Below are 24,871 nucleotides of genomic sequence, written 5' to 3'. Positions count from 1 at the left end.
ATGATGGCGATGAAAAACGGCATTTTAGCCCTGATTCTGGGCGGTATTTCCTTTGTTGCCCTGGCCGATGAGAGCACTAGCGATCTGATAAAACGCGGCGAGTATCTGGCCCGCGCGGGCGACTGTGTCGCCTGCCACAGCAGTGAAGGCGGCAAGCCCTTCGCAGGTGGCTTGCCGATGGCCACGCCGATTGGCACGATCTACTCAACGAACATCACGCCGGATAAATCGACCGGGATTGGTGATTACAGCTACGATGACTTTCAGAAAGCCGTGCGGCACGGTATTGCGAAAAATGGCGATACGCTCTATCCCGCCATGCCTTATCCCTCTTATGCGGTGGTCAGCGATGAGGACATGAAGGCGCTGTATGCCTACTTCATGCATGGCGTCGCCCCTGTCAGTCAGGCCAACAAAGCGAGCGATATCCCCTGGCCTCTGTCGATGCGCTGGCCGCTGGCGATCTGGCGCAACCTGTTCGCACCGGATGTAAAAGCGTTCCAGCCTGCCGCGCAGGAGGATCCGACGCTGGCGCGAGGCCGTTATCTGGTAGAAGGGCTGGGTCACTGCGGTGCCTGCCATACGCCGCGTAGCGTGACCATGCAGGAGAAAGCGTTAACCAACGCCGACAGTAACGATTATCTGGCGGGCAGCAGTGCGCCGATTGATGGCTGGACCGCCAGCAACCTGCGCGGGGACAACCGTGACGGCCTGGGCCGCTGGAGTGAGGATGACCTGCGCCAGTTCCTGCGCTATGGCCGTAACGATCACACCTCAGCCTTTGGCGGCATGGTGGATGTGGTTGATCACAGCCTGCAGCACCTGACGGATGACGACATCACGGCGATTGCCCGTTACCTGAAGTCGCTGGGTGCGAAAGATCCGCATCAGGTGGCTTTTAGCGTGGTTGACGCGACCGCGAAGGCCTTATGGAAAGGCGATGACAGCCAGACAGGCGCTGCGGCCTATGTCGACAGCTGTGCGGCCTGCCATAAAACGGACGGCAGCGGTTATACACGCTTTTATCCCGCGCTGCGCGGCAACCCGGTGGTGATGGCGGACGATCCGACCTCGCTGATTCACATTGTGCTGGTCGGAGGCGAGCTGCGTGGGGTGAAGGGCGCGCCGTCAACGATTACCATGCCTGCCTTTGGCTGGCGTCTGAACGATCAACAGGTCGCGGACGTGGTGAACTTCATCCGTCACAGCTGGGGCAATAACGTACCGGGAACGGTCACCGCGAAGCAGGTGGCTGACCTGCGCAAGGATGTGAAAGATCGTCAGGGCAGCTCAGATATCAAGGTGTTAGAAGGCAAGTAACACGTACGTTGCAGCCTTCCCCCACCGGGGAAGGCTGCACGATCAAATATTTTCCAGCGTCACACCGCGCGTCTTAGGACCAAAAACGCCCACCGACAGCATCACCATCAGCATGCTCAATACAATAAAGGCGATGACGCCATGCGTACCGGTGTGCTGCAAAATCACGCCGATCAGAAGACTGCTAAAGGCGGTCGATAACCGACTAAAGGAGTAGCAAAAACCTACTGCTCGGGCGCGGATAGCGGTCGGGAAAATCTCGGTCTGGTAAGCATGATAACTGCAGGTCAGCCAGGCATTAGAGAAGGTGATCAAAAATCCGCATATCACCAGCAACACCGGGTTCGTCTGCAGGGCAAACAGCGTACCAAACACCACTGTCATCAGCGAAGAAAGGACGATTTGCCATTTATTCTCAAGCTGGCTGGTAAAGCTGCCACAAATCAACGAGCCGATGGGATAGGCCAGCGTGATAAAAAAGGCATACAGCAGGCTATGGGTAATGGACGTACCCTGCCCGGACAGCAGCGCAGGCAGCCAGTTACCAAAGCCGTAGAAGCCAATCGCCTGGAAGAAGTTCATTATCACCAGCATCAGGGTGCGGTTACGGTAGCGCGGAGCCCAGATGTCGCGGAAGCGGCTTTTCGTGTCAGAGGCTGCCGCAGGCTGTGAGTGCGTCAGGTGTTGGCCGGGCACGATGCCGCAGCGTTTTTCCATGGCCGACATCACGGCATGGGCGTCTTCATGCCGTCCCTGCTGGGCCAGCCAGCGGGCGGATTCCGGCAGGTTTTTACGCACCAGCCAGATAATCAGCGAGCAGACAGCGCCCGCGATGACCACCCAACGCCAGCCCTCCAGGCCCAGAATATGTTGCGGCATCAGCCACCATGACATGAGCGCCACTGTTGGCACCGATAAAAACTGAATAAAAAAGGAGAAGGCAAACGCCCGGTTACGCAGATGCGTGGGCACCCATTCGCTCAGGTAGGTGTCGATGGTTACCAGCTCCACGCCCAACCCAATACCGACCAAAAAGCGACACAGAATCACCATCTCTGCGCTGTGCTGAAACGCCATCAGTAACGAGAAAAATCCGTACCAGGCTAACGCACAGATAAAGGTCAGCCGACGGCCAAACCGATCGGCAAAAGGCGTAAGCAAACTGGCCCCCACAAATAAGCCCAGAAAGGTCGCCGACGCAAATGCGGCCTGATCGGTAATGCCCAGAATACCGGCGCTGCCCGCATGGAAAATGCCGGCGGCCAGTAACCCTGTGCTGATATAGCCGGTTTCAAACAGATCGTAGAGTTCAAAAAAGCCGCCTAACGCCAGTAGCGAGATGAATCGCCACAAACCGCCAGAAGAGGGCAGCGCGTCAATGCGCCCGGCTAAGCTGGTATGGGCAGTCGACGAGGCAGACGTCGGTGCCATCCCTGAAGTCAAGGCTGGTGTCATTTAGAGTAAACCTCATGTAAGGATGATGGCCATTCTCACTACAGGCAATAATCGCTTTGAAACAGGTGCCCGTTCGCGAGCAGGAAGCAGCAGAATAATCAATTCTCTGATTCTTGCCGATAGGAATAGTGGTGAATTTTTAACAGGGCAGAGTCCAGTTATGGCTGGATCGGATGGGCGGTCAGCGTTCTGACGCGGTGCAGAGAGAAATAAGGTCAAGTCAGATGCGATAACAGCCAGTCAGGTGTCGATACCACCTGACAGACTTCCCTGCCCGCCCCGCTTTTTTTCCGGGGCGGGCAGGCGATTAGGCGTCAGCCAGACGGAACGCCGACACGGAATGCGTCAGGTACTGCGCCTGCTCCTCCAGCGACGCGGCCGCGGCGGCCGATTCCTGCACCAGTGCGGCGTTTTGCTGGGTCACGCTGTCCATTTCGGTCACCGCCTTTTCAATCTGGCTGATACCATGATGCTGCTCATTGGAGGCCGTCGAAATGTGATCCATCAGAACGTTGACCCGGCCGACCGAGGCAATAATCGCATTCATCGCTTCACCGGTCTGGCTGACCTGATCGGAGCCGACCCGGATTGTCGCCACCGATTCCGCAATCAGTCCTTCAATTTCTTTTGCCGCCACCGCACTGCGCTGGGCGAGATTGCGTACTTCGCCCGCTACCACGGCAAATCCGCGACCTTGCTCACCGGCTCGCGCGGCTTCAACGGCCGCGTTCAACGCCAGAATATTGGTCTGGAACGCTATGCCGTTAATGACGTTGGTGATGTCTTCGATTTTTTTCGAACTCTCGTTAATTTTTGACATGGAAACGATGACCTGCTGGGACACGTGTTCGCCGCTCTCCGCATTCTTCACGGCTTCGCTGGCCAGACGGCAGGCTTCAAAGACATTGTCCGTATTCTGTTTCACGGTCGCGCCCAGCTGCTCCATACTGGCGGCCGTTTCGGTCAGGGCTGCGGCCTGCTGTTCCGTGCGCGAGGCCAGGTCAACGTTGCCGCTGGCAATTTCCTGCGAGGCGAAAGAGACCGCCTGGGTTGCCTGGCGGACGCGGGTAATAATGCCGGTCAGCGCGGTACGCATGCTTTCCATAGAGGTCATTAACTGCTGAATCTCGCTCTTTGAACCGGTGTTGACCGGCACCGGTTTGTCCAGAATTCCTGCGGCAATCTGGCTGCAGTGGGCTTTGGCGTGATCAAGCGGCGATAAAATATAGCGTCTGACAAAGACCAGTATGGCCACGATAATGGCAAGAAACAGCACACCAAATACGACTAACAACAGGATCCCAGAGGAAAAGTTGCTCTGGGCATCCGTATTGAGCTTCTTCGCAAAGGCTTCATGTTGTGCCAGCACCTTGTCCAGGACAATTTCATACTGGCGATCCAGGCGCACGACGTTTGCGATCTGGTTTTTAAAGCGCTGCTGGTCCCCGGCCTCGGCCGCTGCGATTAAAGGCTGAATGCCCTGATCGCGGTAGGCCAGGTAAGCCTGACGATAGCGTTCTGCTTCCGCTTCTTCTCCCGGAATACGTGGCGCGTTCAGATAAGCCTGGAAAGCGGCATCGGCTTTAGCGGCAACGCTTTTTACGCTGTCCAGTGAAGCGGCGCCCTGCGGGCCACCATTCTCCGTCTCTTTCATGTACTCCATCAGACGGACGCGTAAGGTACGACTGTGGTTGATCGGGTCAATCACCGACAGCACCACACGAATTTCTTTATTCACGGCATTAAGTGACGCGTTGCTGCGGGCCAGTAACCAGATGCTGACGGAAATACTGATAAGAAAAAGAATTAACAGAAAAGACAACACCAACAGTGATGATTTTTTTAACGACATAACACAGTCCTGAACAGGGGGGATTATGGACAGATATATCGGCATCCTGGGGCTAAATATTTAGCTGGAACGCACCGAAATAAGCACAGAATTAAGTGCATAAAACATAAGCGAAATAATGAACCAACTGATTCACTATTATCAGGTTGACGTTTCGCTTGCCGCTTCGGTTATTTCATGCGTTAACGCCGGCGGTATGGTTTTCAGATCCACTAATAGGTTGAGTCAACGAGGAAGTGCAAAGCAGGAAAGTGCGGTTGTCAGCATTTGTCTGAACAGTTCATTTATTATTTATTTTAAGGCATTGTAATTTAAGGGTTAATTCTAATCCTTGCAGTAGTAAATAAAAGTGACTATTGCCTGTGAGATAATATGGTTATTAACACGTAAAACATTATTAGCGTACCAGGCATTGATTTAATTGAAAAAAAACGGGGGCGACGTCTCAGGCGATTGGGTAAATCCTCTGAAAGGAGATTCTTTGCGCCGTTATGAATCCTCTTCTCTGCGCTGTCGTCTACACTTATTACTTCTTTATAAGGAAGTTTCTACTCACCTGTATCGAGGTAATAATGCAAGTATGTCCTTATTTGTTTCTCTATGGTCGCTGTGAAGAGGCGATGGAATTCTATTTGCAGGCAACAGGTGGACAGCTGCTGCAAAAAATGACGTTTGGTGATATGCCGGAGCAGGGTGAACAGATTGGCGACCAGTCTGCACCCCCGTTGCCACCTGAAAAAATTATGCATGCGCATCTGCGTATCGGGCAGGGCGAACTGATGATGAGTGACGGCAATCCTGACCAGCCACCGGCGTCAGAGCACGCAGGCTATGCCGTCAGTCTGGCGACCACGGATGCAGAACAGGGTAAAGCCTGGTTTGAAAAGCTGTCGGCAGGCGGGAAAGTCACCACACCGTGGCAAAAAACTTTCTGGTCTGATGGCTTCGCCATGTTTATTGATAAATTCAATATTCCGTGGCGCATTAACGTTGTTAAATCAGACGAGTAATTTGTCGGTGATGCCGTTCAACGACGTTGGATGGCGCATACAACAGCGGCCTTCCCAGGGGGAAGGCCACCGTCAATTACCGTGCCTGTCTTGCAACAAACTGATCAGAAGTTATAGCCAGCCACCAGATAGTAACCCCAGCCCGTTGATTTAATTTCAGACGCGCTGCTGCCAAAACCTAACTCCTGACCGTCTCCCCACTGACCGCCGTTATGGAAGTAACGCGCCACAGCAGAGAAGTGCCAGTGCTCGTAACCCAGTGACAGGATATGACTGGAGGCGATGGAATTACTGGTACGGATCGGCCCGGTCTTATCACGCAAATCTGAGCCCCAGTCGAAGTTGGTAAAGCCTACATAGCCTAGGTTACCACCCCACAGTGTGGTGATTGGCACGAAATACTTCACCTTAAAGCGATAGCCGTCCCAGCTGTCTTCGTTCGCAGCACCGTAGTTTTCCCACTGGTACTTGGCATAGACGTTCAGTGACAGACCGATATCGCTGTGCGTATCGATGTCGGTGCCCAGGCCCATGTACCAGGTGTTCTGGCGGTTTGCGCTGTTACGGCCCATATCGTAGATATAGTTGTTGGCAAAATACCACTCTTTAAACGGACCGAAAGCCAGGCTGGTGCCGGTCAGTTTATCAATAGAGAAACGCGGTTCGATTTCCATGAACAGCGGTGAACCGTGGTCGAAAATACCGTTGGCGTTGTTGTTACCTACGCCAAAGAAGTTTGGCAGGTCAACGTAGCCGTAAAAATCAAACCAGTCTTTTTTGGCGAACGCTTCGTATTCCAGATAGACATCGTTATTGAACTGGGGCCCGAAGCGGGTGTGGTAACTGCCCACCACGTTGACGCTCTGATGCCACCAGTCGGAAAGGTACTGGGGATCGTTTTCTGCAGCCTGCACTGCACCGTTCAGGGAGCCTGCCAGCAGGGCACCTGCAACTAACGTTTTAAATTTCATTATATTTGACCACTGGTTTTCATACGCAAGACAATCGTTTGCGTGCTGTTTGGAAATCAATCCCAAAGGTTGGGCAGTAATGTACTCAGGCCGCCTGTTTTAGTTAGCGTAGCGTGCCTGTAACAGAGAGATAGAAAATAGCTTTTGATCACATTTGTCAAAATGTGTTGCATAACAATTCATCATAATTGTGATGATTGTCACAACATAGGGTTGTGGCGAACGGAACCAGGCAACCGTTTACGTTGTCAGGTTCCGAATCGATCGGCAGGAATCAGGGAAAGGTGACGCGCACCTGAAAACCGCAGCGCAGGCCTTGTGCGTCCCGACAGTTGGCAAGGGCAACGTCGATATGGTGTTTCTGGGCGACGCTGCGCACGATAGACAGACCTAAACCGCTGCCCTGCGCTTTAACGTCGGGTGAACGGGCAAAGCGATCGAATGCGCGTTCAAGAAAGGATTCCGGTACACCCGGACCGTTATCAACGATGTCGACAACGGTTTGTCCTGCCACACGATGCAGCAGCACATCGACCATGCTGCCTTCAGGCGTATGTAACATCGCGTTGCCAATCAGATTATCAAACAGGCTGCGAAGTTCGGAACGCCCGGCCTGCAGTCGATAGTGCGTGGTGCCGCTAAAGCCAATGTCGATACCGCGTTTATCCGCCACAACCATGAGCTGTTCAATACTCTCTTTCAGCACATCTTCCAGATCGATATTTTCGAGGTGCGCGACGACTGACTGATCTTCCCAGCGCGACATATTCAGCAGTTGAGTGACCAGATGGCGCGTGCGGGTCACACCTGATTCCAGTTGAGCGAACTGACGGCTGGCCTCGCCGGGTTGAATGTGCTGACGCAGATTTTCCAGTTGCAGCGTGACGGCGGTGACCGGCGTCCGCAGTTCATGAGCGGCATCTTCCATAAACTGACGTTGTGAAGACCAGGCGGCACGCAGTTTATCCAGTAAGGAGTTGTAGGCCTCAACCAGGGGCTGAATTTCGTCGGGCAGCCGTTCCGGCGATACGCTGTGGGGATGGTGCGCATCCTGGGCGGCGATTTCTCGCGAGGCAACGCGCAAATCCCGGGTGATCTTGCGCACGACCAGCCAGATGACCAGCAGCGACAGCGGCATCATCAAAATCAGCGGAATAATCGCCGACAGCGCCCGTCGCACCATCATCTCTTTCATGTAGCTCAGGTTCAGCATGACCTGAATGGTTTTAATCTCACTGCCTGGCTGACCGGAACGGGTGTAAATGCGCCATTCACAGTCGCGGCAGTCACCGATCTGCACGTCTTTGTAGCCATTTTCCGACTGTAAGGGCGCATGCAGCTCTGGCCATGAGCTGGATCGTAACCGGCCCTGCGCATCCCACAGCTGAATGACAAAGGCACTTTTGATCTTATGCGCAGGCGCAATCACCGGCATCAACGGGGGGATTTCACGGTTAACGGACCACGCATCGGCCAGCTTGGCGAGCTGTTCGTCCTTAATGACGCCAACCATTTCGCCGTAGCAGTTAAAAAAATACCAGGCGACACCGCCAATCATCAGTAAATGAATCAACAGCAGGGTACTGAGTAATTTATTTCGTAATGAACGCATAAAGATTTTCATATTGCCGGTACTCGCCAGCCCAGCCCACGCACGTTGCGAATCACATCATTATCCAGCTTGCGCCGCATCCCGTGGATAAGAACGTCCACGGCATTGCTGCTGACTTCTTCGCCCCAGCCGTAGATACGGTTTTCCAGCTGTTCACGTGACAGAATGGCACCGGGCCGCTCCAGCAGAGCATAAAGCAGGGCATATTCCCGGGCGGTGAGCTGTTCACGCTGCCCTTTGTACAGGACTTCGCGGGTCAACATATCCAGTTGAACATCGCCGCTGCCCAGCACCGAATCGGCAGAACCATGGTGGCGTCGGGTGATCGCGCGCATACGGGCCATGACTTCCTGCAGATCAAAGGGTTTGAGCAAATAGTCATCTGCCCCGTAATCCAGGCCCTGTACCCGCTGAGCGACCGTGTCGCGTGCGGTCAGAATTAATACCGGTGTGGCATCACCGCGCCCACGTGCGCGTCTGAGTACCTGCAACCCGTCGTCGCGAGGCAGACCGAGGTCAAGCAGCACGCAACTGTAACCGCCTTCGCTCCAGGCATTGTGCGCATACACGCCATCGCGTACCCAGTCGACAGACCAGCCCGCGGCTTCCAGCGCCTGCTGTAAATTGGCACCGATCATTTCATCATCTTCAACCAGCAACACGCGCATGGATGACGTCCCCCAGAAAAATGACCCCAGTGTAGCGCTGGATTATTAGCGCAGAATTATTGCTGTTACCAGCCTCAGCACTCTTACCGCACTGGCCGGGAAGGCGACAAAACCTGGCGTCGGTGCAGGCATGGAGCGCTTTGCTAATTCTGCGCTAATTTTCCGCTAATTAAGGGATAAATTTAGCGCGCTAAAGTGTGTTCCTGCACATCTGCTTTAACCAGGAGAACACCATGAATCAGCGCGAGTTTATTCGTAGTTTGCTGGAATGGATAGAAAGCAATTTAGGACACGATCTGCATCTGGACGAAGTCGCCCGCCGGGCGGGCTATTCCCGTTGGCACTTACAGCGTTTGTTTCGCCAGCACACCGGTTTCTCACTTGCCGAGTACATCCGCCAGCGCCGCCTGACCGAATCGGCCCTGACGCTGCTCAACAGCAATGAAGCGATCCTGCAGGTGGCGATGAACTACGGCTTTGATACGCAACAGGCCTACACGCGCACCTTTAAAAACTATTTTATGATGACGCCCGGCCAGTTACGACGCCAGCGCCGTGTTGAACCGGATCGCTTGTTGTTTCCTCTCGCCATGGCCAGTTAGTCTCTGTATGGACATTGCCATCCTGATCGCTTGTGGCAATGTCCATACATCGCCCGCGCGATGTTCTGCCTCCTTTCCGCCGTGATGTTGTCAGCTTTCCTGACGTTCCTTTATGCTTAACGCCTGATACATGGCGCGCCTGCCATGTTGCACCCGGCGGCAGCGTGCCGCGATGTCCGCAGGAAGCCCATGAATAACAGCGATAACCTCATCGCCATGATGGTGTTTGCACGCGTGGTTGAACTAAAAAGCTTCACAGAAGCCGCGCGCGTACTCGGCGTGTCAAAATCCCACATCAGTCGGGAGATCGCCGGACTGGAACAACGGTTGGGGATCCGTTTACTGCAGCGCACCACCCGCAGGATGACCCTGACCGAACTAGGCCAGGCTTACTATCCCTACTGCGTGCGCATGCTGGATGAAATGCAGCGGGCAGAGGCGTTTGTTCAGGAGACGCATCAACATCCCGTTGGACATGTGCGCCTGCAGGCTCCCGTTACCTTCGGCTGTCAGTGCATCGTTCCCATCCTCAATCGCTTTCTGCGCGGTCATCTGCACATCAACGTCGACCTCAGCCTGACGGATAACAACGACGAGACGATGGGCGAAGGCGTGGATGTCGCGGTTATCATCCGCGCTCATGCGCCACGTCAGGGCAATTTCCGGGTACTGAACGATATCCACTGGGGGCTGTATGCCGCCCCGGCTTATCTGGCGCAGCATCCTGCTATCTCGCATCCTCGCCTGTTACCGCGCCATGATTTATTGATGTTCCACGGCCCGGCACATACGGCTGCGCTGCCTTTTCGCCGTGATAAACAGCGCCTGGCGGTGGATGTCCGCAGCCGCTTTCGCGCTAACAACAGTATGGCTTTGCTGAATGCCGCGCTGGCAGGCACGGGTATTGCCTATTTGCCTTCGTACATGGTGCAGGAAGCCTTGGTGCAGGGCACGATTGTGCAGGTGCTGTCAGAGTGGCAGATGGATCGCTTGCAGAGTTACCTGCTGGTGCATCAGGACAGTCTGACGGTTTCCGCGGTCAATCTGCTCTGTGATGTGCTTATCAGCCAGCTCAGTGGTCGCTGATTGTTGCAATACAGCAACAAACTATGCCAGCAGACAAATATCCCGCCCTCACTGTTGTTGTCTCGTGACCATTGGTAGCCTGAATCCCTGAACATAAGGGGGATATCGCATGGCAACCGCGTCGGAAGCACCTGACTCTGAACACTGGCAACGCAACTTGTGGGTTTGCGTATTCGGCTCCTTTACCACACTGGTAGCGATGACGCTTCTGCTGCCGTTTTTGCCGTTGTATGTGCAGCAGCTTGGCGTCAACGCGCCTGCTGCAATTGCGCGCTGGTCGGGCATCGCCTATGGTGCCACCTTCTTCAGTGCGGCCTTAACCGCGCCGCTGTGGGGGAAACTGGCCGATCGCTACGGACGTAAGCTGATGCTCATCCGCGCCAGTCTGGGTATGGCAGTAGCCATGGCGCTGACGGGCATGGCGACGGCGGCCTGGCAACTGGTGGCGCTGCGTTTACTGGCGGGATTACTGGGCGGTTATGCCTCCGGTTCGACCATTTTGATTGCGGCACAAACGCCCAAAGCGCACACCGGATGGGCTCTGGGTGTGCTGGCATCCGGCATGATGGCCGGTAACATTGTTGGTCCGCTGCTGGGTGGCGTCCTGCCGCCGCTGATAGGGATCAGAGCGACCTTCTGGCTGATGGGGGCGATCATCTTTGTGGCCTTTCTGGCGACGACCTTTTTACTGAAAGCGCGGCCGCCGGTGCGAAAAACCGACCAGGAGCTGTCTCAGCCGGTTGACGACCCGTCGCCGCACAAGCTTGTTAACGTCAGGCTGATGTGGCTCTCAGGCATGCTGCTGATTTTTGCCAACATGTCGATTGAGCCGATCATTACCCTGTATATCGGCCAGTTTTTACATGAGCAGCATGCCATAACGCTGATGTCGGGTGTGGTCATGGCGGCAGCCGCGCTGGGCAGCATTCTTTCCGCGCCTTATGCCGGCAGGCTGGCCGACCGTATCGGCCACTGGCGCGTACTGAGTGGCGGATTGCTGAGCTGTGCGCTGTTACTCATTCCGCAGGCGTTTATTACCGACGCGTGGCAACTTCTGCCTCTGCGCTTTTTGATGGGGCTGGCGCTGGGCGGATTGATGCCCTGTATTACCGCCATTATTCGTCACACTGTTCCGGCCACGCAGGTGGGGCGGATGCTGGGCTATTCCACCTCGGCGCAGTATATCGGGCAGGTAACGGGGCCGGTGTTCGGCGGGTTTATTGGCGGCGCATGGGGCATGCGGCCCGTCTTTCTGGCGACCAGCCTCGTGGTGGGCGTGTGCGCCTGGCTAAACTGGCGGCAGGGCAGAAAGGGCGGAAGGTCGGCATAAAAAAGGCGGACCGGAGTCCGCCTTGTTTTTACAGGTTCAGGTTATTTCTGGTCCGGCAGTGCATAGGCAATGACATAATCGCCCAGTTTGGTACCAAATGAACCATGACCACCGGCAGCAATCACGACGTACTGCTTACCGTTAACTTCATAAGTCATTGGTGTCGCCTGACCGCCTGCGGGCAGACGCGCCTGCCACAGCAGCTCACCGGTATCGGTGCTGTAAGCACGCAGGTAGTTATCGGCCGTTGCGCCAATAAAGAACACTTTACCGGCTGTGGCGACCGGGCCACCCAGCATTGGCATACCCATTTTGAATGGCAGCGGCACTGGCGCACTGTCACGAACGGTACCAATACGTTGCTTCCAGACGACCTTGTTGGTTTTCAGGTCAACCGCCGATACATAACCCCATGCAGGCTGTTTACAGGGCAGACCAAACGGTGACAGGAACGGATTCAGTTCCACGCCATACGGCACGCCGTACTGCGGCTGAATACCGGTTTCGGTACCCGAACCGCCTGTTGCGCCGGCTGGTGGCTCTTCCGGGTTACCCGGTCCGCGCGGAATCAGCTTGGACACAAACGGCAGTGCCATTGGGTTGGCAATCGCAATCTGACGATGCGGATCGACCGAAATCCCGCCCCACTCAAACATGCCCAGGTTACCCGGGAACACCAGCGTACCTTGCTCAGAAGGCGGGGTGAACGGACCTTCATAGCGCAGGCGTTTGAAGATCACGCGGCACACCAGTTGGTCGTACATCGTGGCGCCCCACATGTCCTTGTCCGTCAGATTCTGTTTTGGACGGAAGGTCAGTTCAGAGTAAGGCTGAGTCGGAGAGACGTGGTCGCCTTTTGCGGCACCCTGCGGAACCGGGGTTTCGGGGGCCGGTACAACGGTTTTACCGGTACGGCGGTCCAGGACGAAAATGTTCCCGGTTTTCGCTGGCGCATAAATCACCGGCACGGTGTTACCGTCTTTATCGGTAATATCGGCCAGCGTCGGCTGCGACGGCAGATCCATGTCCCACAGATCGTGATGCACGGTCTGATAAGACCACACCAGCTTACCGGTGGTGGCATTCAGGGCCAGGACGCTGCTCGCATAACGCTCCTGCTCTGGGGTGCGGTTACCGCCCCAGATATCAGGCGTTGTCACGCCCATAGGCAGATAAACGATATCCAGTTTCGGATCGTAGACCGCAGGTGCCCAGGAGTTCGGCGAGTTCATGGTGAACGTGTGTTCATCCGCCGGTATCGCGTTAGGATCTTTCGCACCCGGATCAAATACCCACAGCAGTTTGCCGGTATTAACGTCAAAACCACGGATAACGCCGGATGGCTCACGGGTTGAGAAGTTATCGGTCACCGCACCCGCCATCACGATGGTGGTGTCGGTAATCACTGGCGGAGAGGTCGGCTCATACATGCCAGGCGTAGTGACCGGCTGTTTGTGCTGAAGATCCAGCTCACCGTTATTACCAAAGGCCGGGCAACGTTCACCGGTTTCCGCATCCAGTGCAAACAGGCGACCATCGTTCACAGGCAGGTAGATACGACGCGAGCACAGCGCAGGCTGCGTATTCGCGGCATCTTTAGCTGCCGGGAACTCGTGGTAGGACACACCACGGCAGGTAACATGCTGGAAGGTTGGGTCAGTTTTCAAACCGGGATCAAATTTCCATTTCTGCTTACCCGTTGCCGCATCCAGGGCGAACAAAATCTGGTGAGGTGAGCAGAGATACAGCGTGTCGCGGATTTTAATCGGCGTCACTTCATCGGTGATTTCACCGGGATCGCTCGGCTTTTTCATATCGCCGGTCTGGAACTGCCAGGCAACCTGCAGCTCTTTCACGTTATCGTGATTGATCTGCTTCAGCGGTGAATAGCGTGTACCTTGCTGATCGCGTGCATAAGCTGGCCAGTCAGCATCGGCAACATTGCTCAACGGCTGAGCCTGCGTCGCCGTATCTGCTGTGGCAGGCACGGCGCCGTTAACAACCTGCGGATCGTTAAAGACGGCATAGGCTAATACGACTGCACTGGCCACCAGGGCAACCGCCATCGCACTCAATGGGCCTTTGCCTGGACGATAAAAGACCCGGTAAACAAAAGGCAACACCAGCCAGACGCCAAAAATGACCAGGACATCGGTGCGAGGTGCCAGCGCCCAGAAGTCAGTACCGACTTCCCAAACGCCCCATGCCAGGGTCGCCAGCAGCAGTAATGCATAGACCAGCAGCGCAGCACTGTTTCGACGCCAGAGCAGAAAAGCGGTAAGCAGCATAGCTGCACCACCAATGATGTAGTACCAGGAACCACCAATCGTGGCTAACCAGATACCACCAATTAACATGAACGCACCCGTTAGCACGGCGAACAGCACCGTTAAAAAACGGACCACGCTAAAGGATGAGGAGTTTTTCCCCATAATGTTGACCTCGTTTCGTTGCCATAAAACACAAGAAAACAATCAGATAGATTGTTTTCAGTCATAAAGTACAAAAGTTAAAGGCATTCTTAATTAGGCTCTTCCGTTAAGCTCGATGATCCAGATGTGTTAAATGTTATAGCAAAATTGGTATGAGTTTTGATTTTTTTGGCTTAAAACTCTTAACAACGCACCTAAGGCAACACTTTAGAAGGGGTTAATGGTTCATCTCGATATGATCCATTACTAATCGAACGCAGGAAAGGTTAAAGCGTAAAAGGAATGAGATCGCCCGATAAACGCTGTAATTGCCAGCCGCTGATGTTCACGGCTGCGAGTTGTTCTGCGCTTAACGTTGGATCATAACCGCGGACGAATATCTCGGCGCCTTTTTCCCTTAACGATTCAATTAAGAAAGGAAAACTAAATTTCCGATAGTTGTCATTAAAGAAGGTTTCACTCAGGACAATTGCAGAAAAGGGAAAAGATTCGACTAAATGCCACTCTGCGCCAGGCGGTGCGAAATCAAAAAGCCAGAAAGCATAGGTGTTAATTAATTCCAGTAATCTTTCCCGGTAAAGCAAAAGACTGTGATAATTAATACCAATACGCACCCGTGAATCCTGCAAAGGTAAATAACGCGCAGGCTGATTCATCCATTCCTTTAACTGGCGATCGCACAGCGGAATAATCATTAATGCTGCTTCAGTTGCAAGGTGATTGTGTAATGAAATAATGTTGTCGTCATTAAGTATCATTTTCTCAGGACGTGCAAAGTCCGCATTGGGAAGATGATAGCAAATACCGGCCACCTGGCTCGTGACGTGATGAATAGGCTCAGTAATATAAGGGTTATATAAGCTATTTTTCATTATCTCTTCGAAACGTTTTTTATGTTTGCTGTGCGTTATATTTTTTCATTAACAAAGTGAAGTACGGCAATGAATATACGCTATTCTGTTGGCAAACACATTATCTCACTCTTCTTATTAGGCATTCATTTAACTTTATATGACATCTAATTATAACGTTGAATGGTTTTTCCAGACGTGATTACTGCACGCATGTTAATTTAGCAACACGCGATAACTTTACGAAATCGGGAAAGTCCGCAGTTAAGATTCACAGAATAAACTGTCGTGTTTTTGCCTGACTTACCGCTTCGGTTATGGCTTTATTTTCTCCTGGCTAAAGTTAGCAGCAGAGTTATCGGTTTTTTTTATCGTTCGCACGTAATTATGATTGTGATAATCGTGACAGAAAACGCGACCAGATTGCTAAATAGCGGGACGAATTGAGGGGCGTACGAAACGGTATGGCACGCCGGACAGGGCGGGTACAGGCATTGTCCTCAACGCCCGAAGAAACCGGGCTGTGGCTGACTGGTCCCTGACGCCGCAAGGCGCGTGCAGCGCCGAATGGCCTGCTTACAGGAGCCACTCTGAATGTGGCTCCTGTAAGCAGGCAGCCACACTGGCGCGCCTCAGCGTGAACCTGATGAAGGCGTCGCAGGTGCGGAGCGTCGTTCACGCGCAGGCTGTCAGCAACCTTTCGTATCGGCGGGCAGGCTGGTAAGAAACGGTACGTTTCCCTTTGCCCTAAAAAAAAACCGGCCCAGAGGGCCGGTTTGAGTGAGGTACCAGTCAGTGATGCTAGCGATCAACCTGATGCTCTCGGGGGAGAAAAGATCAGGAGGGAACTAAGGCGTTCCCGTTTTTCCCAGGTTGGCGTCAAAATTTTTCCAGCTTTCGGTCAGATCGATGACGCTGCGGGTTTTGCGCGCTTCGTCAATCTTAATGGCCGTCAGGCCCGCTTCCAGTGCATCGATCACAGAAACTTTTAGCGGCGTGCCCTGCTTAATATGTTTCACGATCTCTTCAGCCATCAAGGCATCGGCCCCGTAGTGGCCATCGTAGGCATTACCGTTATAGATGGTTTCAACCTCTTTTTCGCCGGTACGTGCGTTGTGCACGCGAAAATAGTTACGGACAAAATCGCCCTCGGCCATGCCGTCAGTCCCGATCACGCAGAAGCGACGGAACTCGTCCGGGACATTCAGGTTGGCGTGAAAGGCGAGCGTCGCGCCACTGGCATATTCAATCAGGGCCGTCTGGTAATCGACGATGTCCGCATCGCTGTCAAAGACCGCGTCGGTACTCGCCCAGCCACTCGGTTTAGTATGGTAAATCTCAGACTGCGCATTCACTGCGCCCTGCGGCGCATGTTGCGGTGTAAAGGATTTGCGTCCACCAAAGCTGGCAACCCGCACAGGACGTTCCTGCATTAATCCCTGATAGAGATCGATGTCGTGACAGCATTTTTCCAGAATATAGGGGCCGGCATATTTTTCCAGCCTGCGCCAGTCGCGCTGAAAGAACGCGCCATGGTAAGGCTTGATATGCTCAGTGGCTTCAATTGAGGTAATTTCACCCAGTCGACGATCGTCCCGTGCGGCCAACAGATCGTGGTACAGCGGTGAGTAACGCAGCACCAGCCCAACCAGGATTCGGTCCTCACCGTACTGGCGCACCAGTCTTGCCATCGCCATCGTCTGTTCTTCATTGATCACGACAGGCTTTTCCGTAAATACGGTATAACCTGCTGCCAGCGCCTGCGTGACATGCTCAAGATGCATAAAGTTTGGCGAGCCCACCAGCAACAAATCAAAGCCGCCGTGCTGCAGCAGCGCGTCAATGGAGTCAAACGCCTTGCCGGGATCGATACCAAAACTGTGCAGATTCGGCAGCCCGGCAGGTGCGGGATCGCAATAGCCTACCAGCGAAAATGCGGGATCGGCTTTGTGAAACTCTTTAACCACGTGAGAAAGACGAAAGCCGAGACCAATAATGCCTACTTTCATGGGAAACCCCTGATCCTGAGTTCTGACAACGGTAATCACGCCGCTGACCGGACGTTATGGTTGAGATGCTGCCCACCAACTTATTACGATGGAAAAAGTAATGTCAATAACGGGTTGTGTGATTTGCGTACGTATTTTTTGTTATTTAACTGATTTTAAATAAAAAATAGTTATTGTTTTTTCCCTATATTTATTTGTTATTGCGATTTAAGTTTTTTTCACCTATCGTTCGCAGATTACAGAATCGAGATGAGTTAAGGCGGGAGGAAGCGCGTGCAATCACACTATCTCCTTGGTATTGATGGCGGCGGCACCCAGTGTCGCGCACGGTTAACCGACAGCGAGGGCACGCTCCTGGCCCAGGCTGTGGGCGGTCCCGCTAACGTCTGGTCCCAGTTCGATGCCGCACTGAACAGCGTTGAACAGTTAATCGCGGCGGTGCTGTCTCAGGCCGGTCTGGCCCCCGAGGCGCTGTCTCACACGTCGCTGGTAGCCGGTTTAGCGGGGGCCAATGTGGCCTCCGTTCAGGCACGTCTGGCACAATGGCAGCCCGACTGCGCGGCCCTGCAGGTCGTCAGTGATGTGGAAATCGCCTGCGCCGGTGCGCATGCGGCGGCACCGGGCGCGGTCTTTATTACCGGCACCGGGAGCCAGGGCGCGGCATGGGATGGCGAACGCTTTACGCTGCTGGGCGGCTGGGGATTTGCGCTTTCCGACCAGGGATCGGGCGCTGAGCTTGGTCGACGGGCACTGCGACTGGCGCTGCTGGCGCATGAAGCCATTGTTGAACGTACCGCATTGACGCACAGCCTGATGGCGCGTTTTGATCACAGCCCGGAATCCATGCTGCTGTGGACGCGCGATGCCATGCCGGCCGACTGGGCGCGCGTGGTGCCCGAGGTTTTCGCCGCGGCACATGCAGACGATCCTCATGCGACCGTCTTACTGCGGCAAACCGCTCACGATATTGGTTTGATGGTGAATCGTCTTTCCGCCATCAGTCAGGGGCAGGTTGCGTTAATGGGCGGGCTGGCAACCCCGATTTTGCCCTGGCTGGCAAGCGATGTGCAGGCTCGCCTGGTCGCTGCGCAATACGATGCGCTGGACGGCGCATTAATGATGGCACGATCAAATCTGAGGACTTTATGATCGCTCCCAACGTCACCGCGCGCATTCTGCGACTGATTGTGGAACATGCGCCCATCAGTCAGTCTGACCTGAAGGTTCGCAGTGGACTCAGTATGTCGACCGTTTCTCAGGCGACCAACCGCCTGCTCGCCCAGGGCATTGTGCAGGAGCTTGGCCTGCGGCGGGTCTCAATGGGGCGGCCTAAAACGCTGCTGGGGTTGAATCCCGATCGCGCCAGCGTCATCGGAATCCAGCTTAATGCCGAACGTAACCTGATCGTCATGACGGATCTCAGCGGCAATTTGCTGGGGGAACAGCAGATGCCTGCGGGCGCGATCACGCCGCGTCAGTTAGGCGACGCACTGGCCAGGTTTTTACGCGGTGTTGAAGAAAAACACGTCGGTGCGATTGGCCTGGCCCTGTCCGGTTTAGTCGATGCCGAAAACGGCTACTGCATCCGGTCTAAAGTTCTCGACTGGGAAAATGTCCCCATTGCGCAGCTACTGGAAACGCGCTTTTCTCTGCCGGTCTTTATCGAAAACGATGCCAACGCGATGGCGATGGCAACGATGGTCTTTGGGCAACTGGGTCATGCACAGTCTGCCGTTATCGCCACGTACGGCAAAGGCATCGGTGCGGGCATCATTCTCAACCGGCGACTGTACCGTGGACGGCACGGCAAAGCGGGCGAAATTGGCAATGGCCTGGTCGGTGATGGCTCGATGCGCCTGCTGGAGGATGTGGCCTCGTCCCGCGCCATTCTGCAACGTGTGGCGCAGGATGAGGAGGGCGGTCCGTTAACGCTGCAGGCGCTTGATCAGCGTCCGACGGCCGATGTGCTGGCGGCGCTGGAAGAGGCCGGTCGTGAGCTGGGAATTTCACTGGCAAACCTGTCGGTCGCCTACGATCCGGATATCGTTTATCTGGCTATGGAGCCGCATATGGCCTCGCGTATTCTTTTAGACCATATCACCCAAAGCTTTCAGGCCTATCGTCTGAAGCTTACGCCTCATATGACACCGCTGCAGTTTCTCACTGAATCCAACCGGATGTGGGCCCTGGGCGCGGCGGGTTTCGCCGTGAACATGCTGCTCGACCTGCTGGCTGCACAGGCAGACGAAGAACCGGTGACCTGACGAGGGGCGCGCAGGCCGCTGGTATGATGATGCGGCCTGCACTGGTGAAGCTGGAAAAGTCATCTGACGGCGCCGGGGCGCCATCCGGTTTAGCGCAGACGCTGCCCCTGCTCATCAAACAGCAGGCAGTGATCGGTTGACAGTCCCAGCCTGACCGCCGTCCCCAACTCACGTGGCTGAGCCTCACGTTCTTCTACCACCAGCATCTGTTCAATGCCCACATCCAGATAAAGGTAGCTGGTATGGCCCAGCATTTCGGCAAAGGACAGCGTTCCGCTAAATTGCTGTGCAGATGGTGTGGCGGCAGCGGGCTGAATATGTTCAGGGCGAATGCCCAGCGTTACGCGCTGACCTTCATGGCAGGGCGCCTCAATCTTCAGTACCAGCTGCGTGATGGCGAGATCAGGGACGGTTAACTGCACTTCGCCCTGACGCGTCGCCGTAATCTCAGCCCGCAGGAAATTCATCTTCGGTGAGCCAATAAATCCGGCCACAAACAGGTTGTCGGGATCGCTGTACAGGCTCAGCGGCGCGCCCACCTGCTCAATCTTGCCTTTACGCAGCACGACGATGCGATCGGCCAGCGTCATCGCCTCAGACTGATCGTGAGTAACATAGATCATGGTATTGCCCAGTGAGGCATGCAGACGGGCGATTTCAATGCGCATCTGCAGACGCAGTTCGGCATCCAGGTTGGACAGCGGCTCATCAAACAGGAAAATGCGGGGATGACGAATGATGGCCCGGCCAATGGCGACGCGCTGGCGCTGACCACCGGACAGTGCGCGCGGCAGGCGGTCTAACAGTTCTGTCAGGTGTAAGCGCGCGGCGGTCTGTTCAATGGCCTGGGCAATCTCCGCTTTTGATTTCTTCATGACCTCTAACGGATACGCCAGATTGCCGCGCACGGTCATATTGGGATAGAGCGCGTAAGACTGAAAGACCATGGCAATGCCGCGTTCGGTGGCAGGCTGGCGGGTCATGTCTTTGTCGTCGATGAGCAGCTTTCCGTCCGTAATCTCTTCCAGTCCGGCGATCATGCGTAGCAGGGTGGATTTGCCACAGCCGGAAGGCCCGACAAACACAACAAACTCGCCGCTGTTTATGGTGAGATCGACCCCGTGAATCACCCCGATGTTGTCATAGGACTTCTTAACGTTCTGTAAGCGCAGGCTGGTCATAAGCTTCCCCTGATCAAAGTAACTGGCCCATATAGATGGCGTTGCTGCGCAGGATATGGCTGAATCCCAGGCGTTGATAAAACGCGCAAACCTGCTCATTTTGCAGGCTGACGCCCAGATGGACACCGCGCACACCCGCGTTGCGCAGGGCTGCCAGTTCATGTTCGATCATCCTGCGTCCCCAGCCGCCCGCCTGAACGGGCGGCAGAAGATTGATATGCAGATGGGCAGGCCACTGCGTCACCAGCGCCTGTGCGGCAGGCTCAGGCTGACGGATACTGTCAAGAATCTTGCTGTCGTAAGGGGCGACAGGTGTGCGATCGCGGTATTTCTCCTGCAGCCGGGGCCACCAGTCGCGTGCAAGCTGCACTTCAAAGGCGACGGTATCCGGTGTGGCAACGACATATCCCATCACCTCACCCTCAACCTCCAGCACAAAGGCAAAATCCGGGGCAAAGCGTGCATAGGGCACGGCAAAGCGCTGCCCGGGATACTCAGGGTCGGAATAGCAGTGACTGGCATCTTTTCCAGCATTGGCCGTTTCCAGACAAATACGGTAGAGCGCGGGATAATCCGACTCGGTCGCCGGACGAATGACACCTTGATTCACCATCGTCATTTCTCACAGGTCAGTCATTGAACAATCTCACGTTAATGAAAGCTGACTTAGTTTTCAAGATGGAATAATTACCGTGCTGTCAGTGGGCTTCCCGTTATGCCCGCGCTCTGCCTGACCAGACCAGTCTCCGTGCGCCCTTGTGGCGTGCTACCGCAAGGCCTGCGCGGATTACCCGTTTAAATTAAAAGTTAAAAATGTGAGCGTCATAGGATTTTCATATTTTTTATCAGCAGGTTATTACGTCATTTTGGCGGTGGATTATTGTGCTGCTGCGGAAAAGATCAGCATGAATATTACGCTACATTTCTTTTTATCACCCCGCGCTTATTCGGATAAGCGGTCTGCCAGGTTGATTTTTTGCGCAGGCTCACAACCTGGCAATTCCGCCGGCCCGGTGTTTGACTTTATTTTTTTATTAAAGTAACTATGGATGAGAAGGTGAGTTATGCGGCTTCAGTCTGCGGGAGTGCAGACCGTGTGAAGAAAGGATGCCCGTCCTCTATTGGAGAAAGTGAGCATGATGTCTGATTCCTCAGTTCGTTCGTTCCGTTTTCGCACGTCGGTTCGTAGCCTCCTGGCGGCGGGCTTGCTGATGGGCAGCGTTGCGCATGCCGACAGCAAAGTCACGCTGAATGAGTGGGATATCTATACGTATCCTCAGCAAACGGCGGCAGTCGATGAAGGCATTAAAGAATTCACTCAACAAAACCCCGGCATCGTCATTAATCGCTCCGTGCACTCTTTCGAAGATACCCGAATTCCCCTGAAGCTGGCGTTAACCGCAGGCGAAGGGCCGCAGATCGCACAGGTGAACCAGGGCGGCGGCGATATGGGATCGCTGGTAAAAGACAAACTGCTGCTGCCGCTGGACAGCTATGCGGCCGAGTACGGCTGGACCAAACGCTTCCCGGACTCCATTCTGAAGCGTAACCGCTGGTCTGACAGTGGTCAGTTTGGCAGCGGTAAGCTGTACGGTGTTGCCAGCCTCGGTGAAATGGTCGGCCTGTATTACAACAAAGCGCTACTGGATAAAGCCGGTATTGCGGTGCCGAAAACCCTGAGCGAGCTGGAAGCCGCCATGGCAAAACTGAAGCAGCAGGGCACGCCGCCAATGATGTTAGGTCTGCTGGACGGCAATATGGGTCAGCAACTGCTCAGCACCTTGTGGGAAGCGCAGATTGAAAGTCACGATCGTAAAGCGCTGGATGACCTGATTTATGACGTGGGCGGCACGTTCAAAGATGAAAAGCTGATTAAGGCCGCCACGATGATGAAAGGCTGGGCCGATAAAGGTTACCTGTTCCCTGGCTATCAGGGCATTGGCCACGATGATGCCGCCACGCTGTTCCAGAACGGTCAGTCGGCTTTTCTGGTCAGCGGCACCTGGTATCTGGGCCAGTTTAAAGACAATAAAGATATTCACTTTGCCGCGATGCCGGCGGGTGAGGGTGTGAAGCAGCCGTTGATGGTCGGCGGGACTGACCTGGCCTTCTCGATGACCAGCATGGCAAAAACCAAAGCGCAGCAGGATGCCTCAGCCAAATTTATCAACTATATGGTGTCAGACAGCATGGCAAACCGCTGGCTGAGTGTGGGCTTCCTGCCCGCCAGCACCAGTAAAGACGCAAAAATCCCGGCCGACAATCCGCTCTTAGGCGAGGCCTATCAGGTCTGGCTGACGCTCAATGCCTATGACGGACTGGGTCACTATGTGGACTGGGCCACCCCGACGATGAACGCCGAACTCAATCAAAACGTACAGCTGCTGCTGGCGGGACGACTCACGGCGAACCAGATGGTCACTAACTTCGATAACAACTATCAGCGTTATATAAAAACCCTGAAACACTAAGCCGGGTGCCCGGCAGCATATCTGCCGGGCCTGAATGTCGATCTCACTACGACGAGTACGGTTATGTTGAATCAAAGCAGTTGGCGCAATTTTCTCTATCTTCTTCCAGCCGTGCTGGTTTATGGACTGTTTCTGTTATTGCCGCTGCTGGCGTCACTGGGAATCAGTTTTACCGAATGGGATGGCATATCCATGCCGGTTTTCGCCGGCGTCGCTAACTACCTGCGCATGTTCAGCGATCCGGTGTTCTGGATTGCGCTGGGCAACAACGCCATCCTGATGCTGTTTTATACGCTGCTGCCGATCAGCGTCGGACTCCTGCTGTGCAGCTTTTTGTATGAAACCCGCAACAATACCGAGCGCAGCGTGCTGCGGATTCTGTTCTTCCTGCCCTATATCATGCCGATGGCGGTGCTGGGCGTGGTCTGGCGCTGGCTTTATAACCCGGCATTTGGCCCGATCGATCAGTTCCTGCGTGCTGTCGGTTTACCGCAGCTGGCAATGTCGTGGCTGGGGGATTTTACCTGGGCACTGCCTGCCGTGGGCATGGTGGCCACCTGGTACTTCTTTGGCTTCTGTCTGGTGCTGTTTATGGCGGGCCTGCAGCGTATGGACCCGTCCCTGCTGGAAGCGGCCGATCTGGATGGCTCGTCGCGGCGGCGTAAGTTTATGCGCATCACGCTGCCGGGCCTGCGCCCGGAGTTGCGTATCGCGCTGCTCCTGACGGTGATTGCCAGCTTAAAAGCCTTTGATCTGGTTTATGTGATGACCCAGGGCGGGCCGGGCACTTCCACGATGGTCACCAATATCTTTATGTATAAGCAGGGTTTTGATCTGCACTACTTCGGCTATGCCTCATCGGTTGCCGTATTCAGCATGGTGATTGTGCTAGGGATTAACTACCTGATTCATCTGGCCCTGAAGGAGCGTTACTGATGAAAAGCACTCCGGTTATTTCTCGTGCGCTCATCTGGGTCGTGGCGTTGCTGACCATCATGCCGTTTCTGATGGCGTTTATGACCTCATTTAAGACTCAGACAGAGCTGTTTCAGGGCGTGTTTACGCTGCCTGCGTCACTGAATATCAAAAATTACGTGACCGCCTGGCAACAGGGGCATTTTAACGTTTACTTTATGAACTCCGTGCTGGTCGTGATTCCGGTGGTGCTGTGCAGTATTTTGCTGGGTATTCTGGCCGGATTTGGCTTTGCCATGCTGAAAATTCCCGGTAAAAAGCTGGTGGCGGCGATGCTGGCGCTGGGCATGGTATTACCAAGTGAAGCCTTTATCATTCCGCTGTATCACGAACTGCACTGGATGGGATTAACTAATACCACTCTGGCCCTGATCCTGCCGCAGATTGCGCTCTCGTTGCCCTTTACGACGCTGATGATTGCCAGCGCCTTCCAGCAGGTTCCGAAAGAGCTGGTTGAAGCGGCCGTGATGGATGGTGCGTCGCGCGTCAAAATCCTGTGGGGCATTTTAGTCCCGGCTATCTGGCCGACGATCTCCACGCTGGCCTTGCTGCTATTTATCTGGACGTGGAACGAATTTCTTATCCCGTTAATTCTGGTGAATAAAGACGAACTGCGTACCCTGCCGATTGGCATGATGTTTTTTCAGAATAAAAACACCATCGATATCCCGGTACTGATGGCAGGGGCGATGATCGTCATTATGCCGCTCATTCTGGTGTTCCTGTTCTTCCAGCGCAAATTCATCAGTGGCGTGACCGAAGGCGCGGTGAAATAACCCCAC

20 protein-coding genes are annotated in these 24,871 nt (G+C 54.6%); 10 read left to right on the top strand and 10 right to left on the bottom strand.

Going from position 1 to position 24,871, the window contains the following annotated elements; all coding sequences use genetic code 11:
- Nucleotides 1-9: 9 nt before the first annotated feature.
- Nucleotides 10-1,320 carry a cytochrome c gene (locus C7433_RS09470; protein ID WP_110268105.1) on the top strand — a complete coding sequence of 437 codons (1,311 nt, stop codon included), beginning with the start codon at nt 10-12 and terminating at the stop codon, nt 1,318-1,320.
- A gap of 42 nt (nt 1,321-1,362) precedes the next feature.
- Here C7433_RS09470 and C7433_RS09465 read toward each other — a convergent pair whose 3' ends face one another.
- Together C7433_RS09465 and C7433_RS09460 are read right to left on the bottom strand one after the other, a co-directional pair.
- On the bottom strand, nt 1,363-2,775 hold the full coding sequence (locus C7433_RS09465; RefSeq protein ID WP_033739010.1) for an MFS transporter: 1,413 nt from the start codon (nt 2,773-2,775) through the stop codon (nt 1,363-1,365).
- A 307-nt stretch (nt 2,776-3,082) separates the two neighbouring features.
- A complete protein-coding gene (locus tag C7433_RS09460; RefSeq protein ID WP_033739011.1) occupies nt 3,083-4,627 on the bottom strand; it encodes a methyl-accepting chemotaxis protein in 1,545 nt (514 codons plus the stop codon).
- Nucleotides 4,628-5,199: 572 nt separating this feature from the next.
- On the opposite strand from C7433_RS09460, the gene yjdN reads away from it, so the two are divergent.
- Nucleotides 5,200-5,637, top strand: coding sequence for a VOC family metalloprotein YjdN (gene yjdN, locus C7433_RS09455; protein WP_039339045.1), 438 nt, complete (start codon nt 5,200-5,202; stop codon nt 5,635-5,637).
- Nucleotides 5,638-5,741: 104 nt separating this feature from the next.
- Here the strand turns inward: yjdN and C7433_RS09450 are convergent, their stop codons facing one another.
- The 3 genes from C7433_RS09450 to C7433_RS09440 all read right to left on the bottom strand — a co-directional run bounded on the left by C7433_RS09450 (nt 5,742) and on the right by C7433_RS09440 (nt 8,888).
- Complete coding sequence (locus C7433_RS09450; RefSeq protein WP_006121691.1) at nt 5,742-6,608, bottom strand: nucleoside-specific channel-forming protein Tsx; 867 nt, start codon at nt 6,606-6,608, stop codon at nt 5,742-5,744.
- Nucleotides 6,609-6,882: 274 nt separating this feature from the next.
- Nucleotides 6,883-8,232 carry a HAMP domain-containing sensor histidine kinase gene (locus C7433_RS09445; RefSeq protein ID WP_110268073.1) on the bottom strand — a complete coding sequence of 450 codons (1,350 nt, stop codon included), beginning with the start codon at nt 8,230-8,232 and terminating at the stop codon, nt 6,883-6,885.
- Complete coding sequence (locus C7433_RS09440) at nt 8,229-8,888, bottom strand: response regulator (RefSeq protein WP_033739018.1); 660 nt, start codon at nt 8,886-8,888, stop codon at nt 8,229-8,231. Before C7433_RS09440 ends, C7433_RS09445 begins: the two co-directional genes overlap by 4 nt.
- Nucleotides 8,889-9,121: 233 nt before the next feature.
- On the opposite strand from C7433_RS09440, the gene C7433_RS09435 reads away from it, so the two are divergent.
- The 3 genes from C7433_RS09435 to C7433_RS09425 all read left to right on the top strand — a co-directional run bounded on the left by C7433_RS09435 (nt 9,122) and on the right by C7433_RS09425 (nt 11,906).
- Entirely contained in the window at nt 9,122-9,490 is a 369-nt protein-coding gene (locus C7433_RS09435) for a helix-turn-helix domain-containing protein (RefSeq protein ID WP_006121688.1), read from the top strand.
- Nucleotides 9,491-9,679: 189 nt separating this feature from the next.
- A complete protein-coding gene (locus tag C7433_RS09430; protein ID WP_110268072.1) occupies nt 9,680-10,576 on the top strand; it encodes a LysR family transcriptional regulator in 897 nt (298 codons plus the stop codon).
- 109 nt (nt 10,577-10,685) lie between these two features.
- Nucleotides 10,686-11,906: an MFS transporter gene (locus C7433_RS09425; RefSeq protein ID WP_058707830.1), complete on the top strand. Its 1,221-nt coding sequence runs from the start codon at nt 10,686-10,688 to the stop codon at nt 11,904-11,906.
- A 41-nt stretch (nt 11,907-11,947) separates the two neighbouring features.
- Here the strand turns inward: C7433_RS09425 and C7433_RS09420 are convergent, their stop codons facing one another.
- The 3 genes from C7433_RS09420 to C7433_RS09405 all read right to left on the bottom strand — a co-directional run bounded on the left by C7433_RS09420 (nt 11,948) and on the right by C7433_RS09405 (nt 17,198).
- Complete coding sequence (locus tag C7433_RS09420) at nt 11,948-14,338, bottom strand: glucose/quinate/shikimate family membrane-bound PQQ-dependent dehydrogenase (RefSeq protein WP_039339042.1); 2,391 nt, start codon at nt 14,336-14,338, stop codon at nt 11,948-11,950.
- A 266-nt stretch (nt 14,339-14,604) separates the two neighbouring features.
- Complete coding sequence (locus tag C7433_RS09415; protein WP_033739027.1) at nt 14,605-15,210, bottom strand: hypothetical protein; 606 nt, start codon at nt 15,208-15,210, stop codon at nt 14,605-14,607.
- Between the two features lie 827 nt (nt 15,211-16,037).
- Complete coding sequence (locus C7433_RS09405) at nt 16,038-17,198, bottom strand: Gfo/Idh/MocA family protein (protein WP_006121682.1); 1,161 nt, start codon at nt 17,196-17,198, stop codon at nt 16,038-16,040.
- A 273-nt stretch (nt 17,199-17,471) separates the two neighbouring features.
- On the opposite strand from C7433_RS09405, the gene C7433_RS09400 reads away from it, so the two are divergent.
- Together C7433_RS09400 and C7433_RS09395 are read left to right on the top strand one after the other, a co-directional pair.
- Nucleotides 17,472-18,347, top strand: a complete 876-nt coding sequence (locus C7433_RS09400; RefSeq protein WP_039339041.1) for a BadF/BadG/BcrA/BcrD ATPase family protein — start codon at nt 17,472-17,474, stop codon at nt 18,345-18,347.
- Entirely contained in the window at nt 18,344-19,462 is a 1,119-nt protein-coding gene (locus C7433_RS09395) for an ROK family transcriptional regulator (RefSeq protein ID WP_033739033.1), read from the top strand. The genes C7433_RS09400 and C7433_RS09395 overlap by 4 nt, the downstream gene beginning before the upstream one ends.
- Before the next feature lie 89 nt (nt 19,463-19,551).
- On the opposite strand, the gene C7433_RS09390 is transcribed toward C7433_RS09395, so the two are convergent.
- Together C7433_RS09390 and C7433_RS09385 are read right to left on the bottom strand one after the other, a co-directional pair.
- Entirely contained in the window at nt 19,552-20,643 is a 1,092-nt protein-coding gene (locus tag C7433_RS09390) for an ABC transporter ATP-binding protein (RefSeq protein WP_033739035.1), read from the bottom strand.
- Nucleotides 20,644-20,656: 13 nt separating this feature from the next.
- The gene (locus tag C7433_RS09385) at nt 20,657-21,256 is read right to left on the bottom strand and encodes a GNAT family N-acetyltransferase (RefSeq protein WP_110268070.1); all 600 of its coding nucleotides are present in this window, start codon (nt 21,254-21,256) and stop codon (nt 20,657-20,659) included.
- Nucleotides 21,257-21,782: 526 nt separating this feature from the next.
- Between C7433_RS09385 and C7433_RS09375 the strand changes: the two genes are divergently transcribed.
- The 3 genes from C7433_RS09375 (at nt 21,783) to C7433_RS09365 (ending at nt 24,865) form a co-directional block, all read left to right on the top strand.
- Nucleotides 21,783-23,114, top strand: a complete 1,332-nt coding sequence (locus tag C7433_RS09375; protein ID WP_054688500.1) for an ABC transporter substrate-binding protein — start codon at nt 21,783-21,785, stop codon at nt 23,112-23,114.
- Nucleotides 23,115-23,177: 63 nt separating this feature from the next.
- Nucleotides 23,178-24,050, top strand: a complete 873-nt coding sequence (locus C7433_RS09370) for a carbohydrate ABC transporter permease (protein WP_033739042.1) — start codon at nt 23,178-23,180, stop codon at nt 24,048-24,050.
- A complete protein-coding gene (locus C7433_RS09365; RefSeq protein WP_039339038.1) occupies nt 24,050-24,865 on the top strand; it encodes a carbohydrate ABC transporter permease in 816 nt (271 codons plus the stop codon). The genes C7433_RS09370 and C7433_RS09365 overlap by 1 nt, the downstream gene beginning before the upstream one ends.
- Nucleotides 24,866-24,871: the final 6 nt, after the last annotated feature.

It is taken from the genome of Pantoea sp. PNA 03-3 (assembly GCF_003201175.1).
In the GTDB taxonomy this organism is placed as follows: Bacteria; Pseudomonadota; Gammaproteobacteria; order Enterobacterales; family Enterobacteriaceae; genus Pantoea; species Pantoea stewartii.
Note: the sequence above shows the minus strand (reverse complement) of the source record. Positions and strands in the feature narration are given on the sequence as shown.